The sequence below is a fragment of the Psychrobacter sp. APC 3426 genome (assembly GCF_030408035.1).
In the GTDB taxonomy this organism is placed as follows: domain Bacteria; phylum Pseudomonadota; class Gammaproteobacteria; order Pseudomonadales; family Moraxellaceae; genus Psychrobacter.
Genome location: NZ_JASDCF010000010.1, coordinates 45,327 through 68,742, shown reverse-complemented (window position 1 = coordinate 68,742; position 23,416 = coordinate 45,327). Strand labels below are relative to the sequence as shown.

Sequence of the window (23,416 nt, the reverse complement as noted above, 5' to 3'; positions counted from 1 at the left end):
TGCAAACTCATAGCCCGTGCTGTTGTATATAGTCAGTGGTACGCTGATAGCCATACCGCCATTGCGCCTGCATTTGCTGCACAAAACCGTCATAGTCACTGTGAATGAGCTCAACGGTCATTTGTCTGATCTTAAAACGCTTTTGTACATGCTGCCTTGCCAACTGCTGAGCATTATCTGCAAAAGGTAACCAATGTAGTTGATTCACTCGAGGACTGGTTTCAACAGAATCAGCGCGGGTTAACGTTTCTGTTGAATCCAAACCCTGCACCTGTGCCAAACGCTCGTTGGGGTCAAAACCAAAAACACGTTGAATGGCTGGTGCGGCAAGCCATGAATCATAACCTGCCTTGGTTTCTGCAAATACGCTATGACCCAATTGACACGCCAGCTCAATGGGTGTGAGATTAATCACTCCGCCTAAACACCAACCAAGGGCTGCGATATGCGTCGGTGGTAGGTAATACATATCTGCCATAGAAGCACGAATCGCAGGGGAAAAATCCCATTTGGTCAGCGTTTTGACAGACTGATTTATACGTCCATTAGCAAATGTATGAGCCGGTGAATTCAGTTTTTCTGCAATGAGATCTAATGCTGCCAATCGCGGCGGGGCAAATAATAATTCTTGTAGCCTAAAATCATTGTGAACAGAATTACTAGCAGTAATCCCTTGATTAGCTGTTGGATACAGCCGACTGGCGATAATGGCTATCTCTGGCGCGGTAGGATTAAACGAATTATTATTGTGCTTGAGAGAAAAACCAGACAACCCGTCAAGCCATTGTTCTTCATTATCAACTCGAAACATCGCTAGCTGCTGCAATTCATCCAAAATCTGCTCATAGTTATCTGCTTGCGGCTGTCTTTGTCCGTTAGCTTTTTGTTTTGTGAGTCGCCAGCGCTTGAAAGCCTGAGTCATATAACGTATTTTTAAACGTTTACTGGCTTCGTCTGGCGCGACATGTCTGATGGCAGCAATGACATGATACAACTCACGACTGCACATGAGCTCCTGCAAATCCTTGGGATCGGGCGCTAAATTAACCAAATAAGCCGATAGACTACCACCGCAGGTGCCAACAATCATATCCGGCGTCAAATCATGAGCCACCAATGCCGCATAGCTACCTAAATAATAGCCAAAGCGTGAACCGCCCCCTGAAAAAAGCTGCACACGCTCATAGGGTTTGGCATGCGTATTATTCATGATTGGTTGAGGCGACTTTAATCGCTAGTGACACGGTAAAGATACCAAAGCGATCGATACGCATCGCTATTTTTTGAAAGCCAGCATTCTCAACCAACTGATCCATCTCTGCTTGTGAACGACAACGCATCACCCAATCGCTGCCACGATGATTGTTTAAGGTTTTACTGATAAATTCTTGTTCAGGATGCCAAGGCTGATTGGTATAAAGTAAATAACCACCAGATTTTAAACTATCGTAAATGCCTGCCAAAGCCGTCGTTGGTAGCGTATTGTCAGAAAACAATTCAAAAACACCAGAGGCAATGGCGATATCGAATTTTGTTTCATCGGCACTGCCAGTCTCTTTCTGCTCATTAATATAACTGGCAGGGTTAAAAGCATCTTTTTGACAGGCAATCACGCGATCAGCAATTTCTAGCTGCTGCGCTTTCGACTGTAACGCTTGAATATTATGCTGCTCATAATCACGTAGCTCAGCATGCAAGTCTGTAAACTCTGTCAACAAATCAAACGCATAAAAGCCATGCCCACTAGCGATATCTAGCAATCTTGGTTGGTATGATTTAGCGCTACTTTGGTTCTTATCTTTAATATCTGCTAAAGCTTGACGTGCTAGCTCTAATATATGCTCACGGCGAATACGAATACCTTGCCAACCAATATTGCTTAAGTAAAATTTATCGACTGCCTGACCAAATTTATTCTGACCACTCGGCTGATTATAATAGACATGATCGAGCGAATGACCCGAATCAAAGCCATGCACAAGTCCAGTGGCAATGGCATCGCTGACATGACCAAATTTTTGCATGGCAAATCGGGTAATGGCAAAGCTTGGGTTGAAAGGTTTAATCGCTAAACGGTCAACCTTATCCTTACTGGCACTGCTTAGATGAGCGGCGCTTAAATCAGGCGCTTTAACATCGGTACTGAATACCTGCTCAGCGAACTCGATACAATCCGCGAAGACGTCTGCTTTACTGGTCTCATGAAAGATCGCATGATAGCTGTCAGGGTACAGTTGCCAACGCTTATTGGTCGTATTAATCGCCTCATAAAACTCACGTTCAGCCTGCTTGTCGACCACATAATCCTTGCCTGCACACAATACAAACGTCGGTACTGTAATAGCACCGGCATCATCGAGCAAGCGTTGACCCGTCGCATGAGTATCAATGAGCAAGTCAGTCGAGATGCTATTGGAGATAAGCGGGTCGGCATTGTAGGCCTGCTGTGCGTCTTTATCATGGGTCAATACTTGTGCTTTGACGTAGCTGCTCACGCGTGACATCAAACCAAGTGCGCGTGCCACCTTTAACGACGGTATGGCAAAGGGTAGATACAAACGAATCTTCAATGCAGGTGTACCCAAAATCATCCCGCGGATATTGGGCGCGTAATCATGTACCCATGCTGCCGCGAGTACCGCACCGATACTACTCGCGATGAGTAAAGTATCGTCAATGGCAATGCCAGTTTGAGCAACGACCAATTGCACAAAGTCGTTTAAATCGCGCTCTAGCTCAGTGACGCTCTCGGCATGATCTTTGATACCGCCTGAGCGCCCATTACCGCGTGCATCCCAAGCAAATACCTGATAGCCAGACGCTGCAAACTGCTGTCCTAACTCTTCCAATCGGCCTGAATGCTCATGACCACGATGTAACAGAATGACTTGACGCTGTTGTGTGTGTTGCTGACTGGCTTGTTTTATAGCCTCTAAAGGCATTGTCAGCCAGTAACGATAATATATTGCCGTGCCATCATAAGCGTTATAACTGCTTTCACCATGAATAGTTTTGGGTGAGGACTGCTTTGATGATGTCTTTTGGGATGGGTCTTTATGGTTACTATCGTTAAGCAGGTTTATTTTATTTTCTGCATTATTAGAGGTCGCTGACATAATATTGGATTCCAAAAGAGAAGCATTAGTAGAAGAATGAGGTAAAGCGTTATGAGCGATGAAACTATCAATGACGCTAGGAGAAAATTCAACATGGTTGGAAATGTTTGAATGATGACAAGTATTTAATGCGCTCAGTGTTGATTTCGGCACTGGTGGTTTACGCATTACGTATAAATTCGCCATATAACGCAAGCGATTGAGGCAAGTCTTTAAGAGCATTGCTTCTGTCAGTATGCATAGTTGCCCTATTCTAATAGGTGATAGCGATAACGGTACTTTGACGCCAACCAAGGTGCCAAGCACACCCAGCAAAAAAGCACGGTCACTTTTGCCCAAAGGCCCATGATTGGCTCGAGTACCTAGCGCTGTATGACTGGCTATACCCAGTAGCTCGGTACCAATACTAAGACCAATTAAACCAACAATATGGCGCTGACTGTGAGATAGATTTTCTGCGGTATTTATCAGCCCAACTGGCGTTGCTTGATTATCAACATGCGGCAACAGACTGGCCAATAATGCTGTATCGGCAACAATATCACCCACTTCATTAAGCACTGCACCAAGTTTGGATGCCTGCCCGTGCTCGCGCGCCATCATGCCATCAATAGCATTGAGCGCCATACGCACAAACAATGATGACGGCATTAACAGCCATAGCGCTTGATTTTTGGCTGCTGGCTTAGCTATCACATAGGCCGTTCCCACACTCAGCAATACTGCTGACACCGTCACTTGGTTGGCGGTAACACCTTGCCCAGCTAGAGTATCGCTTATAGGACGCAGTTGGTCTTGGAATTGAGACTTGAGTTGATATAGCGACATAATACGTGCCAAAACCTTTGATGCCTTCAATGTAACAACAAAAGTTTATCAGGTAAAGAATAACCAGCCATTTAGGGGTCATTTACCACTCAAACAACCGTCACATTTTGCGATGAATATGATGTGCTGATAACCGTATTTACAAGCTAATATGATACAATCCCCAACTTCTTAGAAACGCCCTCCCAAAAACGCCTTGTTTAAAACTGACGAGTCTGCCGACATGCAAAGCCTGATTACCCTTGTTTTGGTCTTAATGCCAATGTTTATTGGTTTTGCCATCCCCTCTAATCCTAAAATGACCAAGCTTGCTGATAAAGGCTTGTCGTACTTGGTTTATGTCATCTTAGCCCTCATCGGTATTGAGCTGTCGCAAGTCGAGGGGCTGGGCAGTCAAATAGGCGAAATCGCCCTATACGTCACCATCCTATCGATACTGACAATTGGCACTGGCTTATTTGCCCTGATGTTATTTGATCATCTGCGACCGTGGCAGGCAAAGAAACCCAACGTCAAATCCAAAGAGCATCGCGTTAGTATTCGTGGTAGCTTGGCGCAAGTAATTTGTGTGGTGATTGGCATGGTCATCGGCTATTTCTTGCCGGCTGATTATATGCCACCTGAAAACACCATGACCGCAATGTTGATGGTATTAATCTTACTGGTCGGTATTGGTCTAAAAGGCTCAGGGATTACCCTTAAAGAAGTACTGCTCAATAAACGTGGCGTCGAGATGAGTATTATCTTTACCCTCTCGATATTGGTTGGCGGGCTTATCTTCGCGCTGATGTTTACCGATGTATCATGGACAAAAGGCTTGGCACTGGCATCTGGGTTTGGTTGGTATTCGCTATCAGCGATCATCATGACTGATGCTTATGGCGCCGTTTGGGGCAGTGTGGCGCTATTTAACGACTTAATACGTGAGTTCTTTGCGCTATTATTTATTCCCGTCTTTATGCGCAAATATCCATCAGCAGCGGTCGGTCTTGGCGGCGCGACCAGTTTAGACTTTACGCTGCCTATTATCCAACAATCTGGTGGTCTAAAAGTCGTGCCACTGGCGATTAGTTTTGGCTTTATTATTAATATTGTCTCGCCAGTGCTAATGGTGCTGTTTTCGGCGTTGGGGTAAGGTTAAGTTTTAAAGATTGATGAAAATCAGTCGTTATTATTCGAACAGTTCACAATGCTTAGCGTACTTACCGTATCTTCTTATATAAGACACATATTCAAGACTCTCTAAGTCATGCACTTCACTACTTGCCATTAAAGTTGCGCGGCGTTGTTTTGCCTCAAGACCTTTCAGATTGAGCGCTTCAAAACTATCACCTATTATATACGCTGTCTCTTTAACCAATAATTTTTTTGAACACTCGTAAGTATGGATACACTCAGCATCAATATTATGCTGCAAGACTAGGGCGTGTCTTCAATTCATTTTACAATGAATGATAGTACACGCTAGATAGAGCATTGACTTAAAATTACGAGCCAACTTCTCATAGCGAGTAGCGATACTACGAAAATGCTTAAGCCTTGCAAACATATTTTCAACAAGATGACGCAGCTTGTACAAATAGCTATCAAACTCTGGATTAGGCTGTTTGGCATTTTTCCTTTTAGGAACGATGGGTATCATATTATGGCTTCGAGCTTTGTCTCTGATAGACTCTGAGTCATAGCCTTTATCAGCGATAAAGTAATCAGCTTGTCCAATCATTTCAATCAATTCACCTGCAACTTGACTGTCGTGGACTTCACCCCCAGTAATTTTAAAATTGAGCGGATATCCATCGGCATCACAGGATAGGTGTATCTTTGTAGTTGCGCCGCCACAGCTTTGTCCAATTGCTCGATCTTCACCAAGCCGAGCTCCACTTGCATGCTGATGACAGCGAACATAGCTTCCGTCTGTGAATACCCATTCCGTATCAACTTCTTTTCGTAAGCCAAAAAAAAATCCGCCCATAAGCCAGTTTTCGACCAGCGGTTGAAACGACTATAGGCTGTTTTCCACAAACATAATTCTTCAGGTATGTCTCGCCAAGGCGCACCTGTGCGTAGCTTCCACAGTATGGCTTCCATGATCTCTCGGCTGTTTTGAGTTTGATAGCAGCCGTACTTTATCATCGTCGATTGCAATTGATCCCAAAGCGTATCTGTTAATGCTTTTCTTGCCATAACTTGTATTTCTCGCATCGACTCAATAGATGCGGTATTGTAACTATTATTTAGGGCTTATCCAATTGAAGACATGCCCTAGAGTTTTTTAATTATAAGCAATCGATAAACTTTACTTTATGACATTAATCATTAATTAATGTCATGAAGTCTGGAACTTGAGTATTAAGCGAATCCTCCAATGCTGGAGCAAGATAATTGATATAACTATAAGTTAAATGCGCATCATCTGTCATAGCTAAGTAGCCATTAAAAGCAGCTGGGCATAAGTTGTCTGTACAAAGAACATCTTTGAAGTCGACGAGATATAAACCTGATAGGTCTTGATCGTTTTTAAATTGGATCATAGGATTAGTTCTTTCCATAGATGAATAGAAGTCAGTCGCACACTCAAAGGCATCTTCGCTTTTCCATAAACATCTATTAGGATTCTTTTGCAATGGATTTATCCTTAAGCCTATGACTGGAATTCCAAGAGCCAAAACTTTTTCAATATTATCGACAGACCCAGTGGGTGTGAATTCTTTTCTATTTCCTGAATGTCTAGAAGTATTAACAACCACAACCTTAGGCTGTGGTTTTATATTGGATATGGAGTCAATAAGTTTATCATTCCAATCCTTGCAGATTTGGTAGTTTGAGCCTGAGCCTGGATTATAACCAATAGAACAGTCTGTTCTATTAAAAACTATTACTTTGAAACTGTGCTTCTTACCTAAGTAGCTAAAAAAAGGTTCCCAATGTGCATTCGTACTACCTCCAACTAATAAGACAGATTTATTGCTGTGTATGTCACCATATTCAGACGTTATTATCTCTCCATTCTTTAAGCCCTCAGAAGTGCCGTCCAAACCAGGGGTGTTAATATCTCCTTTATTACCAATAAAACTAGGCAAACTAATGTTTGGATAACCGTTTTGTGCGTAGGCGCTTCTACCTTCATAAAAATCATTACTAAGGACTTCATGTGCCTTAAAACTATTATGAATTTTATCAATTTTTATATATATATATAAACTAGGCAGTAAGATAGACAAAAAGCACAAAGCACCTATAACATAAGAAGCAAATGTATTAGTTTTTCTTATATTTGCAACAGGATCTTCGATTACTTTCTTGGAAACGATCGATAGAACAAAAGCTAATAAAATTATAATAATACCTTCGATTAAGCTAACTTTACCTGGTGCCACATCAAAATAGTGCTGGAAATAAATAAGTATTGGCCAATGCCAAAGGTATATAGCGAATGATAAGCCTCCTATATATACAAGTGGTTTTGATGAAAGTAATTTATACACTAGACCTGAGCTAGCATTTGCTCCTCCTATCATCATAAAGCTTGCAGCAGCTACAGGTAGTATTGCAATACTGCCTGGATATGAGATGTTTTGAGGTACGATAATTCCTACAGCTAGAATCAATAAAAAACCAACCCATAGCAATATACGAGATACCTTCAAGGAAAACTTAATAAAAGGTAATATTAAAAATATCACAGCTCCAGCCAAAAACTCCCAAGCTCTTGTACCTGGATGAAAATATGCAGCAGATGGGTTTGTATGGGTGTAATACAGAGAGTATGAAAAAGATATAACTATGAGGGCACAAATAAAGTAAAGCAAAACTTTATAAGAGTTAAATATTTTCGATAGTACTATTCCTACATAAAAGATTAGCGGTAGTACTAAGTAAAACTGCATTTGAAGTGATAATGCCCAAAACTGTTGTACAGGGCTTGGAGGATTGCTACTAGCAAGGTAATCTGTATTCCTAAATATGAGGTACCAGTTTTCTAAATGTGCGATGCTCGCTAAAACCCCTTGCATATCATGCCGCCAGAAATTAGCAGGCATAAAAAAATATCCAAGTATCAACGTAAATGCTATTACTGTATAAGCTAGAGGTGCAATTCTCCTGATAATCCTACCCCAAAACTCAAAAGGGTTCACTTTACCATTTTTTAAATATGATCTCGCAAGCATACCTGCCATAAAGTATCCGGAAACAACAAAAAAGACATCCACACCTCCTGAAACCTTACTAAACCAGATATGATAGACCATGATTAGTAAGGCACCTATTGCTCTTACGCCTTGTATATCATATCTATAGGATGATACTTTATAATCAGTTAAGTTCATGTGATATCAACTGTTAAATTAAAAACTTTTGAAATTATACCTGTTTGCTCCAAAGGTATGTGACAATATGATTATTAACTGTCTAAACCCCACTCGCCTGCTTAGCAAATAGTCGCATCAAGGGTTTGATTTTGCTGACGCGATACATGCCTTCATTACGAAGTTGTTGAATCGGACGCATCTGCGCAAGCGAGCCGGCAAACAGCCAATTAAGCGCCGAAAAGCTATGCATCATCAGACTATTATGTGGACGACGCAGACGCTCATAGCTACGCAAGGTTTGGTTCGTGCCCCACAGCTTATTTCCGCTACGCGCATAGTCATGGGTGAGTTGTTCACTTAATGCCTTCACATCGAGCATGCCCAAATTCAGCCCCTGACCTGCCAGCGGATGTACACCATGTGCCGCATCACCGATTAAAACTAAATTATCGGCGACGTAGCTTTTTGCTTGCTGCGCGGCTAACGGAAAGCTGGCGATGGATTCAATCTCGCGGATAGCACCCAGCTCATAATTACTGGCAGCAGCCAATTTATCAGCGATATAGCGCGGCGCCTCTTCTAACAATGCCAATGCTTGATTGCGTGGCAATGTCCATACAATCGACTGCCAATGTTGCGGATTGGCTTTATCTTCATCAGTAATATCAGCAAGTGGCAATAAGGCTAATGTACCAGTCGGTAGCATGGCTTGACGGGCAGTCGCTCGGTGCGGCTTGTCGGTTTGAATGGCACAACAAATCGCCGTTTGCTTATAATCAAGCACATCCAGCTCAATTGCCGCCTGCTTACGTACAAACGAGCCGCGACCGTCAGCACCAACCAATAAACGTGCGTCAATCACACTGCCATCATCTAGCGTCACACGGTAACCTTGTGCGCTACCAAGCCAGTCCATATCGACAACCTTTTGCCCATCGATAACAGTTAAATACTGGCTGACATCAGCGGCAGTTAAACGCTGCCATAATGCATATTCGATAACGGCGGGCTCAACCATACTACCGAGCATCTTTGGCTCAGAGTTTTGATTGCTGTCATTACTACTATTATTGCCATTACTATTATCGCCACTATCGCCACTATCGCCACTATCGCCAAACAGTAACTCGCCGCGACCGTTTAGCTGCCAAACCTGCATTTGCGAATAATCGGCTTTGCGCTCTGATGCCGCTATCTTTTGCCAAGCGCCCACATCTTTGAGTAAGTTAATACTGGCAAGGCTTAATGCATAAACACGCGCATCCCGCTTGCCAAGCACCTGTTGCCAATCTGCCTCGCTACGTTCAGGACGCGCATCAATGATGGTCACTGGCATTTCAGCTTGTGCCAGTTTCAGCGCAAGGGTTGCACCGACGATACCGCCGCCGATAATGAGCGTATGGTTATTTTTCATAAAACATCCTTTGTCGCGTTATTCATGCTATCCGCTCATGTTTATGAAACTTGGCAGCAGCTGAAATGATAGATTTTATTTGCTTAATAACTTACCAGTATGTTGAACTAAGATTTTAAGCCCATCGCATAGTTGGCAATCAATGGCTTAATATTCGGCAGTTTGTCAAAGGCAACCAAAGCCACGTTACGTGCCAGCTTTACCGCTGGGTTCGGATGCGTAAAACCATGTACGACGGCATCACAAAAGCGGATGACGCGTTTTTGATCGGTTTGACGGGCTTTTTCATAGCGCTTTAGCAAAGTCGGATCGCCGATATCTTCGCCTTTTAGCACCTGCCGACTCATCATTTGTGCCAGTACATGGGCATCACGCATACAGAGGTTAAAACCTTGTCCAGCGACCGGATGTAAGGTGTGGGCCGCATTACCCATGATGACGCAGCGACCATCTACCTGCTTATCTGCCAGTACCCGTGTCAATGGATAAGCACCGCGGCGACCGGCTTTTTTGAACGTGCCAGCGCGCTCGCCAAAGGCTTGCTGCAAGGTCGCTAAGAAATGCACATCATCTTCTAGGTATTTATCTTCCTCACCCGTTGGGCAGACCCAGACGACCGAGCGTCTATAACCCTCTTGGTACTCATCATTGCCATCACCTGCTGGATCGGTCAATGGCAACACCGCAAGCGGCCCTGCCGGACTAAAACGCTCAATAGCGATATGTTCATGTGGCTTGTCTGTTTCTACCACGCCGACGATAGCAGTCTGCTGATAATCATAAGTCGTGGTGCTGATACCTAATAGCTGACGTACGGTAGAGTCACGACCATCACAAGCGACTAATACGCTGGCTTGCAATTGCTGCTCATGCTCTTCTTCACCGTAATAGCTAAAGCTTAGCGTCACGCCATCGCTTTGTTGGTCAACGGCTATCACATTGGCATTATCAATTAAAGTAATCAGCGGCTCTTGCTGAGCCGCGAGCAATAGCTTACGTCCAAGCCACGCGTTTTCCATCACTTGCCCAAACGACTCCACCTGCTCTTCAGCTTTGTTTAATTGTGCGCGTCCAAAGCTGCCTTGCTCACTGATCTGTACCGCATCAATGCGACAAGCATGGCTTTGTAGCTCATCCCATAGCCCAATCTCTTGATAAATCTGCACCGTGCGCCGTGACAGTGCGGTATTACGACTGTCCAAATAATGGCTACGCTTAGCATCATCATTAGGGCTGATGGTTGGATAGCTATTCTTTTCAAGTAGCGTACTGGCGATACCATGATGAGCAAGCAATAATGCAAAGGACAAACCGACATGGCCGCCGCCTGCGATAAGCACTTGCTGCTCAGTCATAGCCGCTTTATGAATATGACTAGATTTAATATGATTAGATTTTGACAAATTTGCTTCAGTATTTTGCATGGTTATTATTCCTAATATGATCCTTTTAACACGCGTTTAGACGTGATGAACACGCACTCAAAAATGTTATTTTTTTAGAAGATTTATCGTTTTTTGACACTTTTCAGCTTGGCTTTTATAGCTGTCTTATCTAAGCAATAGATTACCACAAATTACCGCGCATGCCGTGCTCTTGACAGTATCCTCAGCGAGTGTATAGGATTTCTGATTTTCACCTATTATCTAAAAACGGCTTGTATCTTAGAAAGCTCAAACCTACAAAACACTCGCTTTTAAAATGACTCAACATTGAGAACAGCAAAATATAGGTAGTAGTTGCAATCGCCATACAAAAACAAAGCACTACCTCCCTTATATCGCTTGAATTTTCAAATCTATCTACCATAATGAAGGCAGGAGAGTTACTTATTACCAGTCATTTTACGAATAACCATTTTTATCAGCCATTTACCGTCATTTTAATTTCTATCAGCCAAATAACCGTTATAAAAGCAACAAACGTTATAAAAATCATTTAAAAGCAATAACACACAATTAATTATTTTATCTCTGAAGCCCGTTAATCTATCGCCATTTATTAACCAAACCATAATAGAAGATTGGCCATAATAGCCGCGGGCAACCAAATACAAGGATAATCGCTTGACTGATTCCATGAGCCGCCGTATAAAGTTCGAATCATTAACGCCAGCACAGCTCAAAACCGTGCTCGGCGAATATAATAATCACATGAAATATATCCAAGATCGCCTCGACATCAAAATCATGCAGCGCCACGGTGACTTCTGTCTGAGCGGTGATGTGACGGCTGTCGAACGCGGCGAACGCATTATCTACAAGATGGTAGATGAAGCACAAAATACCAAAGACATCAGCGCAGAAGAGTTACATCTGATTATTCAATCGAGTATCTCTCGTGATGAAGATATAGCAGCCGATGAACAGCTCGCTGACGAGGAAGATGCCGATAACTTGGATGCAGCCGATGAGTTTACGCCCATTAGCTTGCGTACTCGCAATGGTAGAATTACGCCACGTGGCGGTAATCAACAACGTTACGTAAAAAACGTACTAAGCTCTGATGTGTCATTCGGTATTGGTCCTGCCGGTACTGGTAAGACCTACCTAGCAGTCGCTTGTGCAGTTGATATGTTAGAGCGCAATGAGATTGAGCGTATATTACTGGTGCGTCCAGCGGTAGAAGCTGGCGAAAAGTTAGGCTTCTTACCGGGTGATTTAACGCAAAAAATCGATCCCTATCTACGTCCGTTATACGATGCACTCTATGAGATGCTAGGTTTTGAAAAAGTTGGTAAATTGATTGAGCGTCAAATCATTGAGATTGCACCGCTTGCTTACATGCGCGGTCGTACATTAAACAACTCATTTGTCATCCTAGATGAAGCGCAAAATACCACACCTGAACAGATGAAAATGTTTTTGACACGTCTGGGCTTTGGCTCACGAGCGGTCATTACTGGTGACATCACTCAGGTTGATTTGCCGCGTGGACACAAATCAGGTTTGGCACAGGCAATGGAAATCCTCAGTAACATTGAAGAGATTCATATCACCAAGTTTGACTCAAAAGACGTGGTACGCCATCAACTGGTACAAAAAATCGTCGAAGCTTATGATGTGTTCGATGAAGAACAAGTCGCACTACAAGAAAAACGTAAGTTTGAGCGCATGAAAGAACAAGAGCGCAAACAAGCCGTTGCTGATGCGGCGGCGAAGCTATAATTGCAGCGGTTAACTTTCGCATTCTAAAGCATCAAACCGGATTACTGATTGTAGTCCGGTTTTTTACTGCTAAGTGTTGCGCAAACTTAGGGTGGATGTGGTTCGCGCTGCTACCATAGCCTGAATGAAACGACTAAAATATATGAGATGATGAGGCGTAAGCAGCCCACTATTTCTGAATAGGATAAAGCAATGACTCCCTCTAATAATAAAGTAATCGCTGATGTACAGGATGGCAGCATGAACAATAGCGTCGATATTAATACAAATAATTATGATGCCAGTTTCGCAGCCCTTGATATTAGCGCGACTGATAGCATCGACGACGCTACGCTTGATACGTTTTATCATCGCGAAAACTTACTAAAGGTCATGATGGCGACTTTGGATTATATCTCTGAGCGGGTTAAAAATGGTCTGACGCTGCCCTACTTTGACGATATCAATCCTGAATTGTGGCAAGAGAAATCCAAAGCATTAGACATCTATATTACTGATAGCGTTGAAGGGCGAGAGTTAAATCTGGAGGCGCGTGGTAAGGATTATGCGACCAACATTTTATCTTACCCAAGCGATCTGCCTGCCGCCATCATTGAGCTGATGCCAACGCTGCCCCTTGGTGAGCTTATTATTTGTCATGAGGTGATGGTGCGTGAAGCTGCAGAACAAGATAAAACGGTAGCGCAGCATATTAGCCATTTACTGGTACATGGCATGTTGCATCTACTGGGGTTCGATCATGAGCTTGGACAGGCTGAGCAGGATGAGATGGAAGGCTTTGAGATTGAGATTTTGGCAGATTTACATCTACCAAACCCTTATCTTCCCAATGCTTAATACCAAACCCAAAAAGTGCAATTAACGTTGTCAAACTTGCTCAGCCTACTAGGTGTAGTACTTGCGCAAGTTTTCCGCGTTACTCTAATTTTTGGAAATGGTATAAGTTTGAGGTGGTCATTTTTACCTAGCCAATCATTTAAGATAGCCAGCTTTTTTAAGATGGCTAGTTTTTTTGAGGTGATTCGTCTTTGGTCATTCTTTGGTTAATCTTTGGTCATAGGCAGTTTTTGTGATTGACCCATCTGATTAATCATCTGATCCAGCCCTTTAACATGGACGCTACGCTGCGGGAATGGAATCTCAATCTTCTCGTCATCCAGCGCATGTTTAAACTGCTCTAGCAAGTCGCACTGCATTGACCACCAATCATCGTTCGTTGTCCAAACGTTTAAGGTCAAATCTACCGAGTTATCACCCAGATTGGTCACACGTACCACAGGCTCAGGGTCGGTAAATGCCATCGGGTTATTTTTAGCCAAGCTCAGCATGACGTTTTTAGCAGTCTTAATATCAGCATCATAGCCAATACCAACGGTGATATCGACGCGGCGATTTGGCAGCGCCGTGTAGTTAGTCACCGCTGAGGTGGTGATATCACTATTAGGAATGATGATGTCGTGATTGTTAATCGTCGTCAGGTGGGTATTGATTAAAGTAATCTCGGTTACCGTGCCTGTGTAGCTACTGATTTGTACATAATCACCGCGTACAAACGGACGGAAAGTCACAATCATAATACCAGCGGCGAAGTTCGACAGCTGATCTTTTAATGACAGACCAATCGCTACCGCTGCACCACCCAATATGGCAACGACTGAGGTCGTTTGCACGCCAACCTTACTCAACGCCGCTAGAGCAACCACCACTAATAACACGCCATATAACAAGCGACCTAAAAAATTAGCAACAGTATCATCCAAATGGCTACGCAACATAATACCGTGAGCAAATGTGACTGCCTTTTTAGCAAGCCAACGCCCTACCACGAATATGATTATGGCTAACGCAATCTTAATGGCTAAGCTCAATGCGTTGCTAGTAAGGGATGCAATATCTACTGTAAAACCTAAAAATTCCATACTGACTCTTTATACTATAAAAATGTATTGGTAAATGTATTCTGTAAGAATATGCTAATAGTAATATTCTGATAAATTGTACTTAGCGACGTTAATGCTGCTCTTCTGAATGGCAGGCATCTTGAACGCTGTTTATTTGCTTAACCATATCGACAACCACCATTACCCATCAATAAGTGACATCTACTTTGTCACTGTAACGGTAGGTACGTATCAAGCGCAGCTCGACGATATCGCTCATGTCTTTGGTAAATTTACCGAAAGGCGCAGCTTGGCGAACGGACTGTTTTGCAGCTTCGTCCAATATCGTTGAGCCTGAGCTTTCTAACAGACGAATGGCTTTGATATTACCATCACTACTGATAATCACCATGAGGCGCACGTCACCGGTGATACCTTGTGCGCGCGCTTGTGCTGGATATTGTAAGTTACCAACCCGCTCGACATGTTCACGAAACGTATTGATATAGTCAGCAGCAGCCCCTTTCGTCGTCGAGTTACTATCAACTGTCACCACTTTTGATTTGGTGGCATAGACTTGCTGACGCTGAGACAACTGCGCCTCCAAGGTAGCGATTTGCTTACGCAGGCGCTCTTCTTGCGCCATGATATCGTCTTGTGGCTGCTTGCTGTCGTTGTCAGACTCTACACTTGCCTGACGCCAGCTTAAGGTGGTGCGCAGATAGCTCTCTTGATAACGCTGCTGGCGAACTTGGCGCTGCAAGGTAATCACATCCTGCGTCTCACTCATTTGCTCTGCTGATAGTGGACTGGTTTGGTCCGTCTCTTGCCTTAATTGCTCATGTACCGTGCCGCCACCCACTTGAGAGGCATTGGCAATAAACTGGGCATCTTCATTTGGCTGCATATTATCGGTCAATGCTTTTGCCACATCCTGCATCATCGCAGCAGGGTCTTGTCCCATAGAAAAACTGATACCAAATATAATCAGGGCATGTACGCCTACTGCAATAATGACGGCAACAGGCAAGCTTACGTCACGCTTGGGCGCTTGCGCTGAAAAATGGTAGCTTTGTGAGTCTTTGATATAGGTCACAGTAGGTCTCAAATTAGGGGTACAAGCTTATCATTAACGACAGTTATGTATCGTCGCCTTCGCTTTATGAATTTTTCTGATTTATATGGGATTGACTATATATGCAATGCCGGCGCTATCATAACATGACGTAGAATTGCGTCGCTAGCATAATCACTATTGCCGAGCGTCCACCTATCGTTCATCAATGGATGCCACTCAAGTAGACGATGCAACCTTTGGTCACTTTATCGACAAGGCAAGACACTAAAAATGCTATAAACCGGTGTGGTATATCACAGCTAACCAATAATTTAGCCATCGTCAAACAAATTATCAGCGCGAACAGTAGTAACTCATTTGCTACAAAACGCGTATGTGCATTTTGAAGGCATCATATTTGTTATATACTGTTTGATAAGTTTCACATTATTAAAGGGCTGGTTTTAGCCTATCCAGTCCAAAACATAACCACCCTATTGATGGTAAAATTCAAATAAATACAGCCATATATAGTGTTTTATGGTGGTGGTCCATGAGCGGACATTGGTTGAATCAAGTGCTTTATTGGCACTATGACCATATATTTCCATTCATTGCCTTTAAATCAGTAGCTTTATATTATCGATGCAGTAGCGACCCCTATAATTATAAGGATAATCAGTTTGAGTGATTTTGATAACGTGGATAGTTCAGACAGTTTTGATGAGTTTTTTGAAAATATCGGCTACCGTTTTGATGAGTCATTTAGCGGTGGTTGGGAGCGCCTGACCCAGTCTATCAAAAAAATGTACACCAAAACGACGGATAAGTTCGAGGATGAACTGTCGTTACCCGTCGCACAAAAATACGTCAATGACGCGCTGCAAAAGTTTGTGACGGACAATGTAAAAGCCATCTTAGAGCTGCGTGTTGAGATGCATGATGACTGGTTTCGCTTGTACTGTACCATCGATATTTCGGGGATTTATGTTGAAATCGCCAGTAACTTTAGTTTGATTCACGTTCAGCTTGATCGTAATGTACAGCGTTTTGTCTTTGGTCAGCAAACTTATACCGATGTCCTAAACCTACGCTGCGAGTCTTTTTTAAAGCGCCAAGGCATCAAACTCTTTATTTGGTTCTATCACAGCATCCTAAAAAAGGATCCATTGGGCTTTATACTGTCTTATATCAATATTGCGCGTGCAAAAGACGAAGTCATCTATCTTGATATCAATCGCTGGCTAAAAAAGAACAAAAAAATCATGAGTACTTTGCATAAGGTGCAAGTCAATTATGGCGAGCTTGAAGAAGAACAGATGATTTTAAAGACGCAGATTAATTATCGTGACTTGTTGGCGGCCAGCAGCAACGAAGACATCATCGGTGCTGATGACAAGCCCGAACTGATGCAAGGACCTATCAATCCGATCGATGATGCTACCGAACCAAGTCAGGTTTAATATCCAAGTATATGGGCTATCAATCGTCCGTAATAGCCCATCAAAACGCCGCTACTTTACTTCAGTAAAGTAGCGGCGTTTTTTTGTGGCCGTTTATATATGAGCGCTTATATAGAGTGGTTAGACTTGGTCTACCAGTAGTTCTCTACTGCGATATTGCCTTCACCGCGACGATTCATCACTAGACCTAAGGTCTTTAATGCTTCTTTGGTATCGTCGACCATCTCTGGGTTGCCACATAGCATGACGTGTGTAGTATCGATATCGAGCGCAATCCCTGCCCGCTCTTGCAATGTACCGTCCAATAGCAGTTTCGGTAGACGCTCTGTCAAGGCACCTTCGACAGGCTCACGAGTAACGATGGGTATAAAAATTAATTTGGCAGGATTATCAACCAACGAGCCAAAGTCTTCTTGTAAGCGCTCAATCAGTTCGATATAAGCCAACTCCTCTGTCGAGCGCGCGCTGTAGGCCAAGACGATATGCTCGTAGTCTTGCCATGTTTGCATATCTTGTAGCATAGACAAGAAGGGTGCCAATCCAGTACCTGTCGCTAGTAGCCATAAGTCTTTTGGCAATGGCTTTTGGTAACGTGCCAATGTCAAAAAGCCAAACGGCATGCTATTGAGCAGCAGCTCATCACCCACTTCTAGGTGTTGCAGCTGTGAGGTAAACGCACCTTCAGGAATGACAATAGAGAAAAACTCTAATATCTCATCAAAGGGTGAAGAGACAATTGAATAGGCACGATAGATATCTTCGTTAACTGCCTCATTCATCTCTTCACTAGCGGCATCATTACCTGCTGCACTTTGCTGCTGATAGTATTTTAATTGACTGGGATTGACACCTAAGCGTACAAATTGCCCTGCGGTAAATTTAAAGCTGTCTGGACGGCTGACCGTAAAACTAAATAGATTGGGCGTCCAAGTGGTCTTACTGAGTACCGTTACTTTTTGAATATTGTCACTCATAATAGTTAATCACTCTCGTTTTTATTAGTCGTTTTCTTTTAATACTTCTATTGATGGTTGTGTTTATTTGTTTTTAAAGGGGTCAAACCAAAAGATGCGCCAAGCTTATCATAAAGCTGGCGCATCTTGGCTTTCTAACCGTAGTCGCAGATAAGCCGTGGAATAAAAATGCAGCGACTTATCTTATGCTAATACTTACTTAATCCATATCTGTAACAGCATTACCAGATACGTGCCAAGCTTGCCCATTCAATCATACTGTTTGGCAAGATACCAAAGAACAGGATAATCGCTGTGACGGCGATGACCATAATACCACCGGTACGAATGCCCCACTGCCCAGCCACATCAAACTCGATGAATTGCTTAGGACGTTTGAACAATGTGAGCAACACACGTAAGTAATAGAACAGACCAATCGCACTACCTAGGATAATCATCGCAGCTAGGAACCAGTTGGTACCTTGTACCGCTGCCAATATCGCAAATAGCTTGGTGATAAAGCCGGCCGTCAGTGGAATACCTGCCAGTGACAACATCATAATGGTCATGACAGCAGTCAGTACTGGACGACGCCAGAACAATCCTTGGTAATGGGTCAGCTCATCGGCTTCACCAGCCAAACGATAAGGGCTCGACATCAACGTCACCACACCAAAGGCACCGATAGACGTAAAGGCATAAACCGCCATATACATACTAGAGATACTGTCCGCTGCCGTACCGATACTCACGATTACAATCAGCACATAACCCATATGAGCAATGGATGAATAACCCAATAGACGTTTGAGACTGGTCTGACGCACCGCCAGTAAGTTACCAACTAAAATAGACAAGGTTGCCATCACCATCAATAACATTTGTACCGATGGTAGTGCCAATAGCGCGGTATCGATTAAGAAACGAACGGCCAATGCCATCATCGCAACTTTTGATACCGATGCTAGGAAAGTCGCAATAGGTGCTGGTGCGCCTTCGTAAACGTCTGGTGTCCACATGTGAAAAGGAGCAGCCGACAGTTTAAAGGCAATACCAAACATCATCAGCGCCGCGCCAAGTATCAATAGTGGTGACTCAAACAGATTGCCTAATACCATGCTGATTGGTTTAAAGGCCAAGGAGCCTACTTCAGCGTAGATAAAGGCCATACCCATCAACAAGGTAGCCGATGCCGTCGCTGACAACACTAAGTACTTGAGTCCCGACTCTAGTGAACGGTTGCGCATATAGGTATAAGACAATAGACCATAGAGCGGCACTGAAAGCATCTCTAAGCTCATAAAGAACGACGCCATATGCTGAGCACTGACCATCAGTAGCGCACCAACCGTCGATAGCAACATGAGCAGATACAGCTCATCTTTATTGTCTTTTAGGTCAGCTAGGTACGCATAAGATAACGTACAGCAAGCCAAGGCACAGATTAAAATCACCACCATATTGAACTGAGCAAAGTTATCAATAATAAATAACTGCTCAGCGTTTGGTACCATCGTACCGCTTTCGATGACACCAGTCATCTGACCGATTAAGGTAAACAGGCCAATATTTAAACCGATTACCGTGACAGTACCGGTAACCATATGCGAGCGTTTAACGGTGATGGCAATCATTACCAGCAACACCGTAATCACCACGGCAATGATTGGTGCGTAAGGTAGCAATCCCATCAAATCATTTATCGTAATATCATTCATGACTTAACGTGCCTCCATTGCATCAAGCAGTTGCGACGCATCTACCTGTGTTACTTGACTGTATATATAAGCATTATTAATCCACTGCATCGCATGACTTGAGGTATCAAGGAACGGCTGTGGATATAATCCGAGCCATACCAAACCAGCAGCCAACATCAATAATAGCGACAGCTCACGTTTGCCCAAATCTTTTAGCTTACGGGGTGGTAAACCATGTGACTTGGTCTCATGCGCAGCCAATGCTTCGATGTTGTTTTTACCAAACAATGCACGATGAATTAAAATGAGCGAGTATAGGCCTGCGAGTACCAAGCTGAAAGTGGCAAATACCACAAACACTGGATACTGAGCAAATGAGCCAAATAAAATCATAAACTCGCCAATGAAGTTACCGGTCCCTGGAATACCAAGTAAAGCGGCACAAAAGAACATTAATATCGGCGCATAGTAGCGGAACTGACCCCACATACCGCCCATCAGCGTCAAATCACGCGTGTGCAGACGCTCATATAATTGCCCTGCCATGATGAACAATGCCGCTGAGCTAAGCCCGTGCGCGAGCATCTGAATCATCAACCCTTGCAAGCTGAGTAATGTTCCAGCATAAATGGCCAATACCACAAAGCCCATGTGCGAGATACTGGTATAAGCCAATAGACGCTTCATGTCGGTTTGCATAAAGGCTAGCCACGCACCATAGAAGATACCAATGGTACCCAAAGTCATGGCGATCGGCGCAAACTCTTGTGAGGCGGCTGGAAACAATGGCAAGACAAAACGAATCAAACCATAAGCAGCTGTTTTAATTAGAACACCGGCCAAATCCACCGAACCTGCGGTAGGTGCCTGTGCGTGCGCATCTGGCAACCAGCCATGGAAAGGAATGATTGGTAGCTTCACCGCAAAGCCAATAAAGAAGCACAGCATGATGGGATATTCCCAACCACCAAGTGAGGTGCCGAGTAAGTCATTATAATTAAAGCTCACCACCCCTTTTTGGGCATAGCTGATAATGACCAACACCAAGATACCGATGAGCATGATAAGCCCAGACGCTTGGGTATAAATAAAGAACTTGGTTGCTGCATACTCTTTGGTTTTGCCAACGACATCATGACCCCAGATAGCGATCAAGAAGTAGATAGGAACCAGCATCATCTCCCAAAAGAAGAAGAATAAGAACAGATCAATCGCTAAGAAAACACCGATGACACCGCCCAAACTCCACAGCAGGTTTAGATGGAAGAAACCAACACGACGCTGAATCTCATTCCACGAACAGGCAACCGCAGCTATACCGAGCAGTCCTGTCAATCCCACCATCAATAAAGACAAACCATCTAATGCCAAGTGAAAGCTGATACCGAAGCTTGGTATCCATGGCACACTGAACTCAGCGACCCATGGCACGTTTGCATCCGGCGCAATCACTTGCTTACTCATGCCGCTATAGTCGCCGTATTGCCACAGCACTAGTGACAATGCAAAGGTCAACGTCATACCAATTAAGGCAATCCAGCGCGGCAGACGTTTATTAAACCGCTCTACCAACCAACACAGCAACCCTGCAATAAAAGGAATTGCGATTAATGCTGGTAGCATCCACGTTTGTTGTAACTCAATCATCTTATACCACCGTCATCATTACCAGCACTAGCAATACAGCAACACCCAAGCCAAAGCTTGCGGCGTAGCCTCGAAGTGACCCTGTTTGCGTCGCAGACAATACTTTATTACCCGCTGAAGCCAGCTTAGGTAACAACAGCCACGTTTTATCGATAGGGTCGGCTTTAAATAAGCGGCCGATGAACAAAAAGGGTTTTACAAAAATTATATCGTATAGCGCATCGAAGCCTAGGCCATGGTAGCACCAGTGATACAACGCGCCGCCGATACGGGTACGCTTAAAGCTCGTTAGCAAACGACCTTTATTCACCACATATAATAATGCAGCCAATACCAAACCGGCGAGCATGGCGCCCATCGCTATGTATTCTGCTGTATGTTTCGCTTCTGCTTGACCGGCCACTTCTAATAGATGCCCAACACTCTCTGGCAACACACCTTGCAATGGCGGTGTAATCCACGCACCGACGGCAGTTGATAACACCAGTAGCACGGTAAGTGGTAGCCAATATGACACCCCTGATAGCTTGTGCGCAGGCGTTTTTTCTTCACCAAAGAAGATAATCCAAATCATACGGAAGGTATAAAGTGCGGTTAAGAAAGCGCCAAACACACCCATGTAGAACAATACCAGATGACCGGTGGCATAAGTCTCCCATAGAATCGCTTCTTTAGAGTAGAAACCAACGGTGACCCAAGGTATGGCAGCCAGTGCACCGCCACCAACGATATAACACCAAAATACCAAGGGTATCTTTTTACGTAAGCCGCCCATCTTAAAGATGTTTTGCTCATGGTGTACCGCTAGGATGACCGCACCTGATGATAAGAATAATAGTGCTTTAAAGAAAGCATGGGTCATCAAGTGGAAGATAGCCCCTTGCCATGCGCCAACGCCCAATGCTAAGAACATATAGCCAATCTGGCTCATGGTCGAATAAGCAAGGATACGCTTGATATCGGTTTGTGCGAGCGCACAGAATCCAGCAACGACCAGCGTCAGCGCCCCGACGCCACCAACCCAATACAATAAAATACCTGGGGTCAGCTCAAACAATGGATGCAGACGGGCGATTAAATAAACCCCTGCCGTGACCATCGTTGCGGCGTGAATCAATGCCGATACTGGCGTTGGGCCTGCCATTGCATCAGCAAGCCACGTATGTAATGGTAGCTGAGCTGATTTACCCATGGCACCGCCAACGAGCATCATGGTGGTCAGCATCATCGTTGGATTGTTGATATCAAAGACTTCTGGCGCGCGAGTGATAATCTCTTGAATATTCAGTGTACCGAACTCACGGAACAATAAGAACAAACCAAAGGCTAAGAACACATCACCCACGCGAGTCACGGTAAAGGCTTTCATTGCCGCAAGACCGTTGGCTCTGTCATGATAGTAATAACCAATCAGCAAGTACGAACAGATACCCACGCCTTCCCAACCGAGATAAAGCAAAAACAAGTTATCTGCTAGCACTAGCAACAACATACTGGCGACGAACAAGTTCATATAGCTAAAGAAACGGGCAAAGCCAGTATCGCCTTTCATGTACCAAGCGGCAAACATATGAATCAAAAAGCCGATACCAGTAATAACACCTGTCATGGTCAATGCCAAGCCATCAAAGCTGAGACCGAAGCTCGGTGCAAAATCACCGACCTGAAACCAAGTCCATAGCGGAATCTCTACTACCGTTCCAGCTGGATTACTGGTCAAAAAAGTATAGCTTACGACGAGCGTACAGAGGGCTGATAGCAACATGCTACCGACACCGACTATCATCGCCACTTGCTCTGTTAATTTATCGCGCATAAAGGCTAAAATCAAAAAGCCAATGAGCGGGAATATAAAGGTTAATGGTAATAAACTCATGA

At 43.9% G+C, this 23,416-nt stretch carries 16 protein-coding genes; 4 read left to right on the top strand and 12 right to left on the bottom strand.

Annotated features, from left to right (window positions below; translation table 11 throughout):
- Positions 1-7: 7 nt before the first annotated feature.
- Entirely contained in the window at positions 8-1,210 is a 1,203-nt protein-coding gene (locus tag QL919_RS07185; RefSeq protein ID WP_290188874.1) for a patatin-like phospholipase family protein, read from the bottom strand.
- A complete protein-coding gene (locus QL919_RS07180) occupies positions 1,203-3,944 on the bottom strand; it encodes an alpha/beta fold hydrolase (RefSeq protein WP_290188873.1) in 2,742 nt (913 codons plus the stop codon). The genes QL919_RS07185 and QL919_RS07180 overlap by 8 nt, the downstream gene beginning before the upstream one ends.
- Before the next feature lie 223 nt (positions 3,945-4,167).
- On the opposite strand from QL919_RS07180, the gene QL919_RS07175 reads away from it, so the two are divergent.
- Positions 4,168-5,079 carry a lysine exporter LysO family protein gene (locus QL919_RS07175; protein ID WP_290188872.1) on the top strand — a complete coding sequence of 304 codons (912 nt, stop codon included), beginning with the start codon at positions 4,168-4,170 and terminating at the stop codon, positions 5,077-5,079.
- Positions 5,080-5,376: 297 nt separating this feature from the next.
- Here QL919_RS07175 and QL919_RS07170 read toward each other — a convergent pair.
- The 4 genes from QL919_RS07170 to QL919_RS07155 form a co-directional block, all read right to left on the bottom strand.
- Positions 5,377-6,128 (bottom strand): IS5 family transposase gene (locus tag QL919_RS07170; RefSeq protein ID WP_290188871.1). Its coding sequence is split into 2 segments (ribosomal slippage): positions 5,377-5,921 and positions 5,921-6,128, totalling 753 coding nucleotides; the frame shifts between segments, so codons are not numbered across the junction.
- Positions 6,129-6,253: 125 nt separating this feature from the next.
- Complete coding sequence (locus QL919_RS07165) at positions 6,254-8,272, bottom strand: acyltransferase family protein (protein ID WP_290188870.1); 2,019 nt, start codon at positions 8,270-8,272, stop codon at positions 6,254-6,256.
- A gap of 82 nt (positions 8,273-8,354) precedes the next feature.
- Positions 8,355-9,668, bottom strand: a complete 1,314-nt coding sequence (locus QL919_RS07160; protein WP_290188869.1) for an FAD-dependent monooxygenase — start codon at positions 9,666-9,668, stop codon at positions 8,355-8,357.
- Between the two features lie 107 nt (positions 9,669-9,775).
- Positions 9,776-11,023: a UbiH/UbiF/VisC/COQ6 family ubiquinone biosynthesis hydroxylase gene (locus QL919_RS07155; RefSeq protein ID WP_290188900.1), complete on the bottom strand. Its 1,248-nt coding sequence runs from the start codon at positions 11,021-11,023 to the stop codon at positions 9,776-9,778.
- 723 nt (positions 11,024-11,746) lie between these two features.
- On the opposite strand from QL919_RS07155, the gene QL919_RS07150 reads away from it, so the two are divergent.
- Positions 11,747-12,835: a PhoH family protein gene (locus QL919_RS07150; RefSeq protein ID WP_290188899.1), complete on the top strand. Its 1,089-nt coding sequence runs from the start codon at positions 11,747-11,749 to the stop codon at positions 12,833-12,835.
- Positions 12,836-13,027: 192 nt separating this feature from the next.
- Entirely contained in the window at positions 13,028-13,672 is a 645-nt protein-coding gene (gene ybeY / locus QL919_RS07145; protein WP_290188868.1) for an rRNA maturation RNase YbeY, read from the top strand.
- 206 nt (positions 13,673-13,878) lie between these two features.
- On the opposite strand, the gene QL919_RS07140 is transcribed toward ybeY, so the two are convergent.
- Positions 13,879-14,754, bottom strand: a complete 876-nt coding sequence (locus QL919_RS07140) for a mechanosensitive ion channel domain-containing protein (protein ID WP_290188867.1) — start codon at positions 14,752-14,754, stop codon at positions 13,879-13,881.
- A gap of 169 nt (positions 14,755-14,923) precedes the next feature.
- Entirely contained in the window at positions 14,924-15,811 is an 888-nt protein-coding gene (locus tag QL919_RS07135) for an energy transducer TonB (RefSeq protein WP_290188866.1), read from the bottom strand.
- 644 nt (positions 15,812-16,455) lie between these two features.
- Between QL919_RS07135 and QL919_RS07130 the strand changes: the two genes are divergently transcribed.
- A complete protein-coding gene (locus tag QL919_RS07130; RefSeq protein WP_290188865.1) occupies positions 16,456-17,235 on the top strand; it encodes a hypothetical protein in 780 nt (259 codons plus the stop codon).
- A 131-nt stretch (positions 17,236-17,366) separates the two neighbouring features.
- Here the strand turns inward: QL919_RS07130 and QL919_RS07125 are convergent, their stop codons facing one another.
- The 4 genes from QL919_RS07125 to nuoL form a co-directional block, all read right to left on the bottom strand.
- On the bottom strand, positions 17,367-18,209 hold the full coding sequence (locus tag QL919_RS07125; protein ID WP_290188864.1) for a ferredoxin--NADP reductase: 843 nt from the start codon (positions 18,207-18,209) through the stop codon (positions 17,367-17,369).
- Positions 18,210-18,430: 221 nt separating this feature from the next.
- Positions 18,431-19,909 (bottom strand): NADH-quinone oxidoreductase subunit N, encoded by a 1,479-nt coding sequence (locus tag QL919_RS07120; protein ID WP_290188863.1) that lies wholly within the window; start codon positions 19,907-19,909, stop codon positions 18,431-18,433.
- A gap of 3 nt (positions 19,910-19,912) precedes the next feature.
- Positions 19,913-21,538 (bottom strand): NADH-quinone oxidoreductase subunit M, encoded by a 1,626-nt coding sequence (nuoM, locus tag QL919_RS07115; RefSeq protein WP_101206258.1) that lies wholly within the window; start codon positions 21,536-21,538, stop codon positions 19,913-19,915.
- Between the two features lies 1 nt (position 21,539).
- A complete protein-coding gene (nuoL, locus tag QL919_RS07110; RefSeq protein ID WP_290188862.1) occupies positions 21,540-23,414 on the bottom strand; it encodes an NADH-quinone oxidoreductase subunit L in 1,875 nt (624 codons plus the stop codon).
- Between the last annotated feature and the right edge of the window lie 2 nt (positions 23,415-23,416).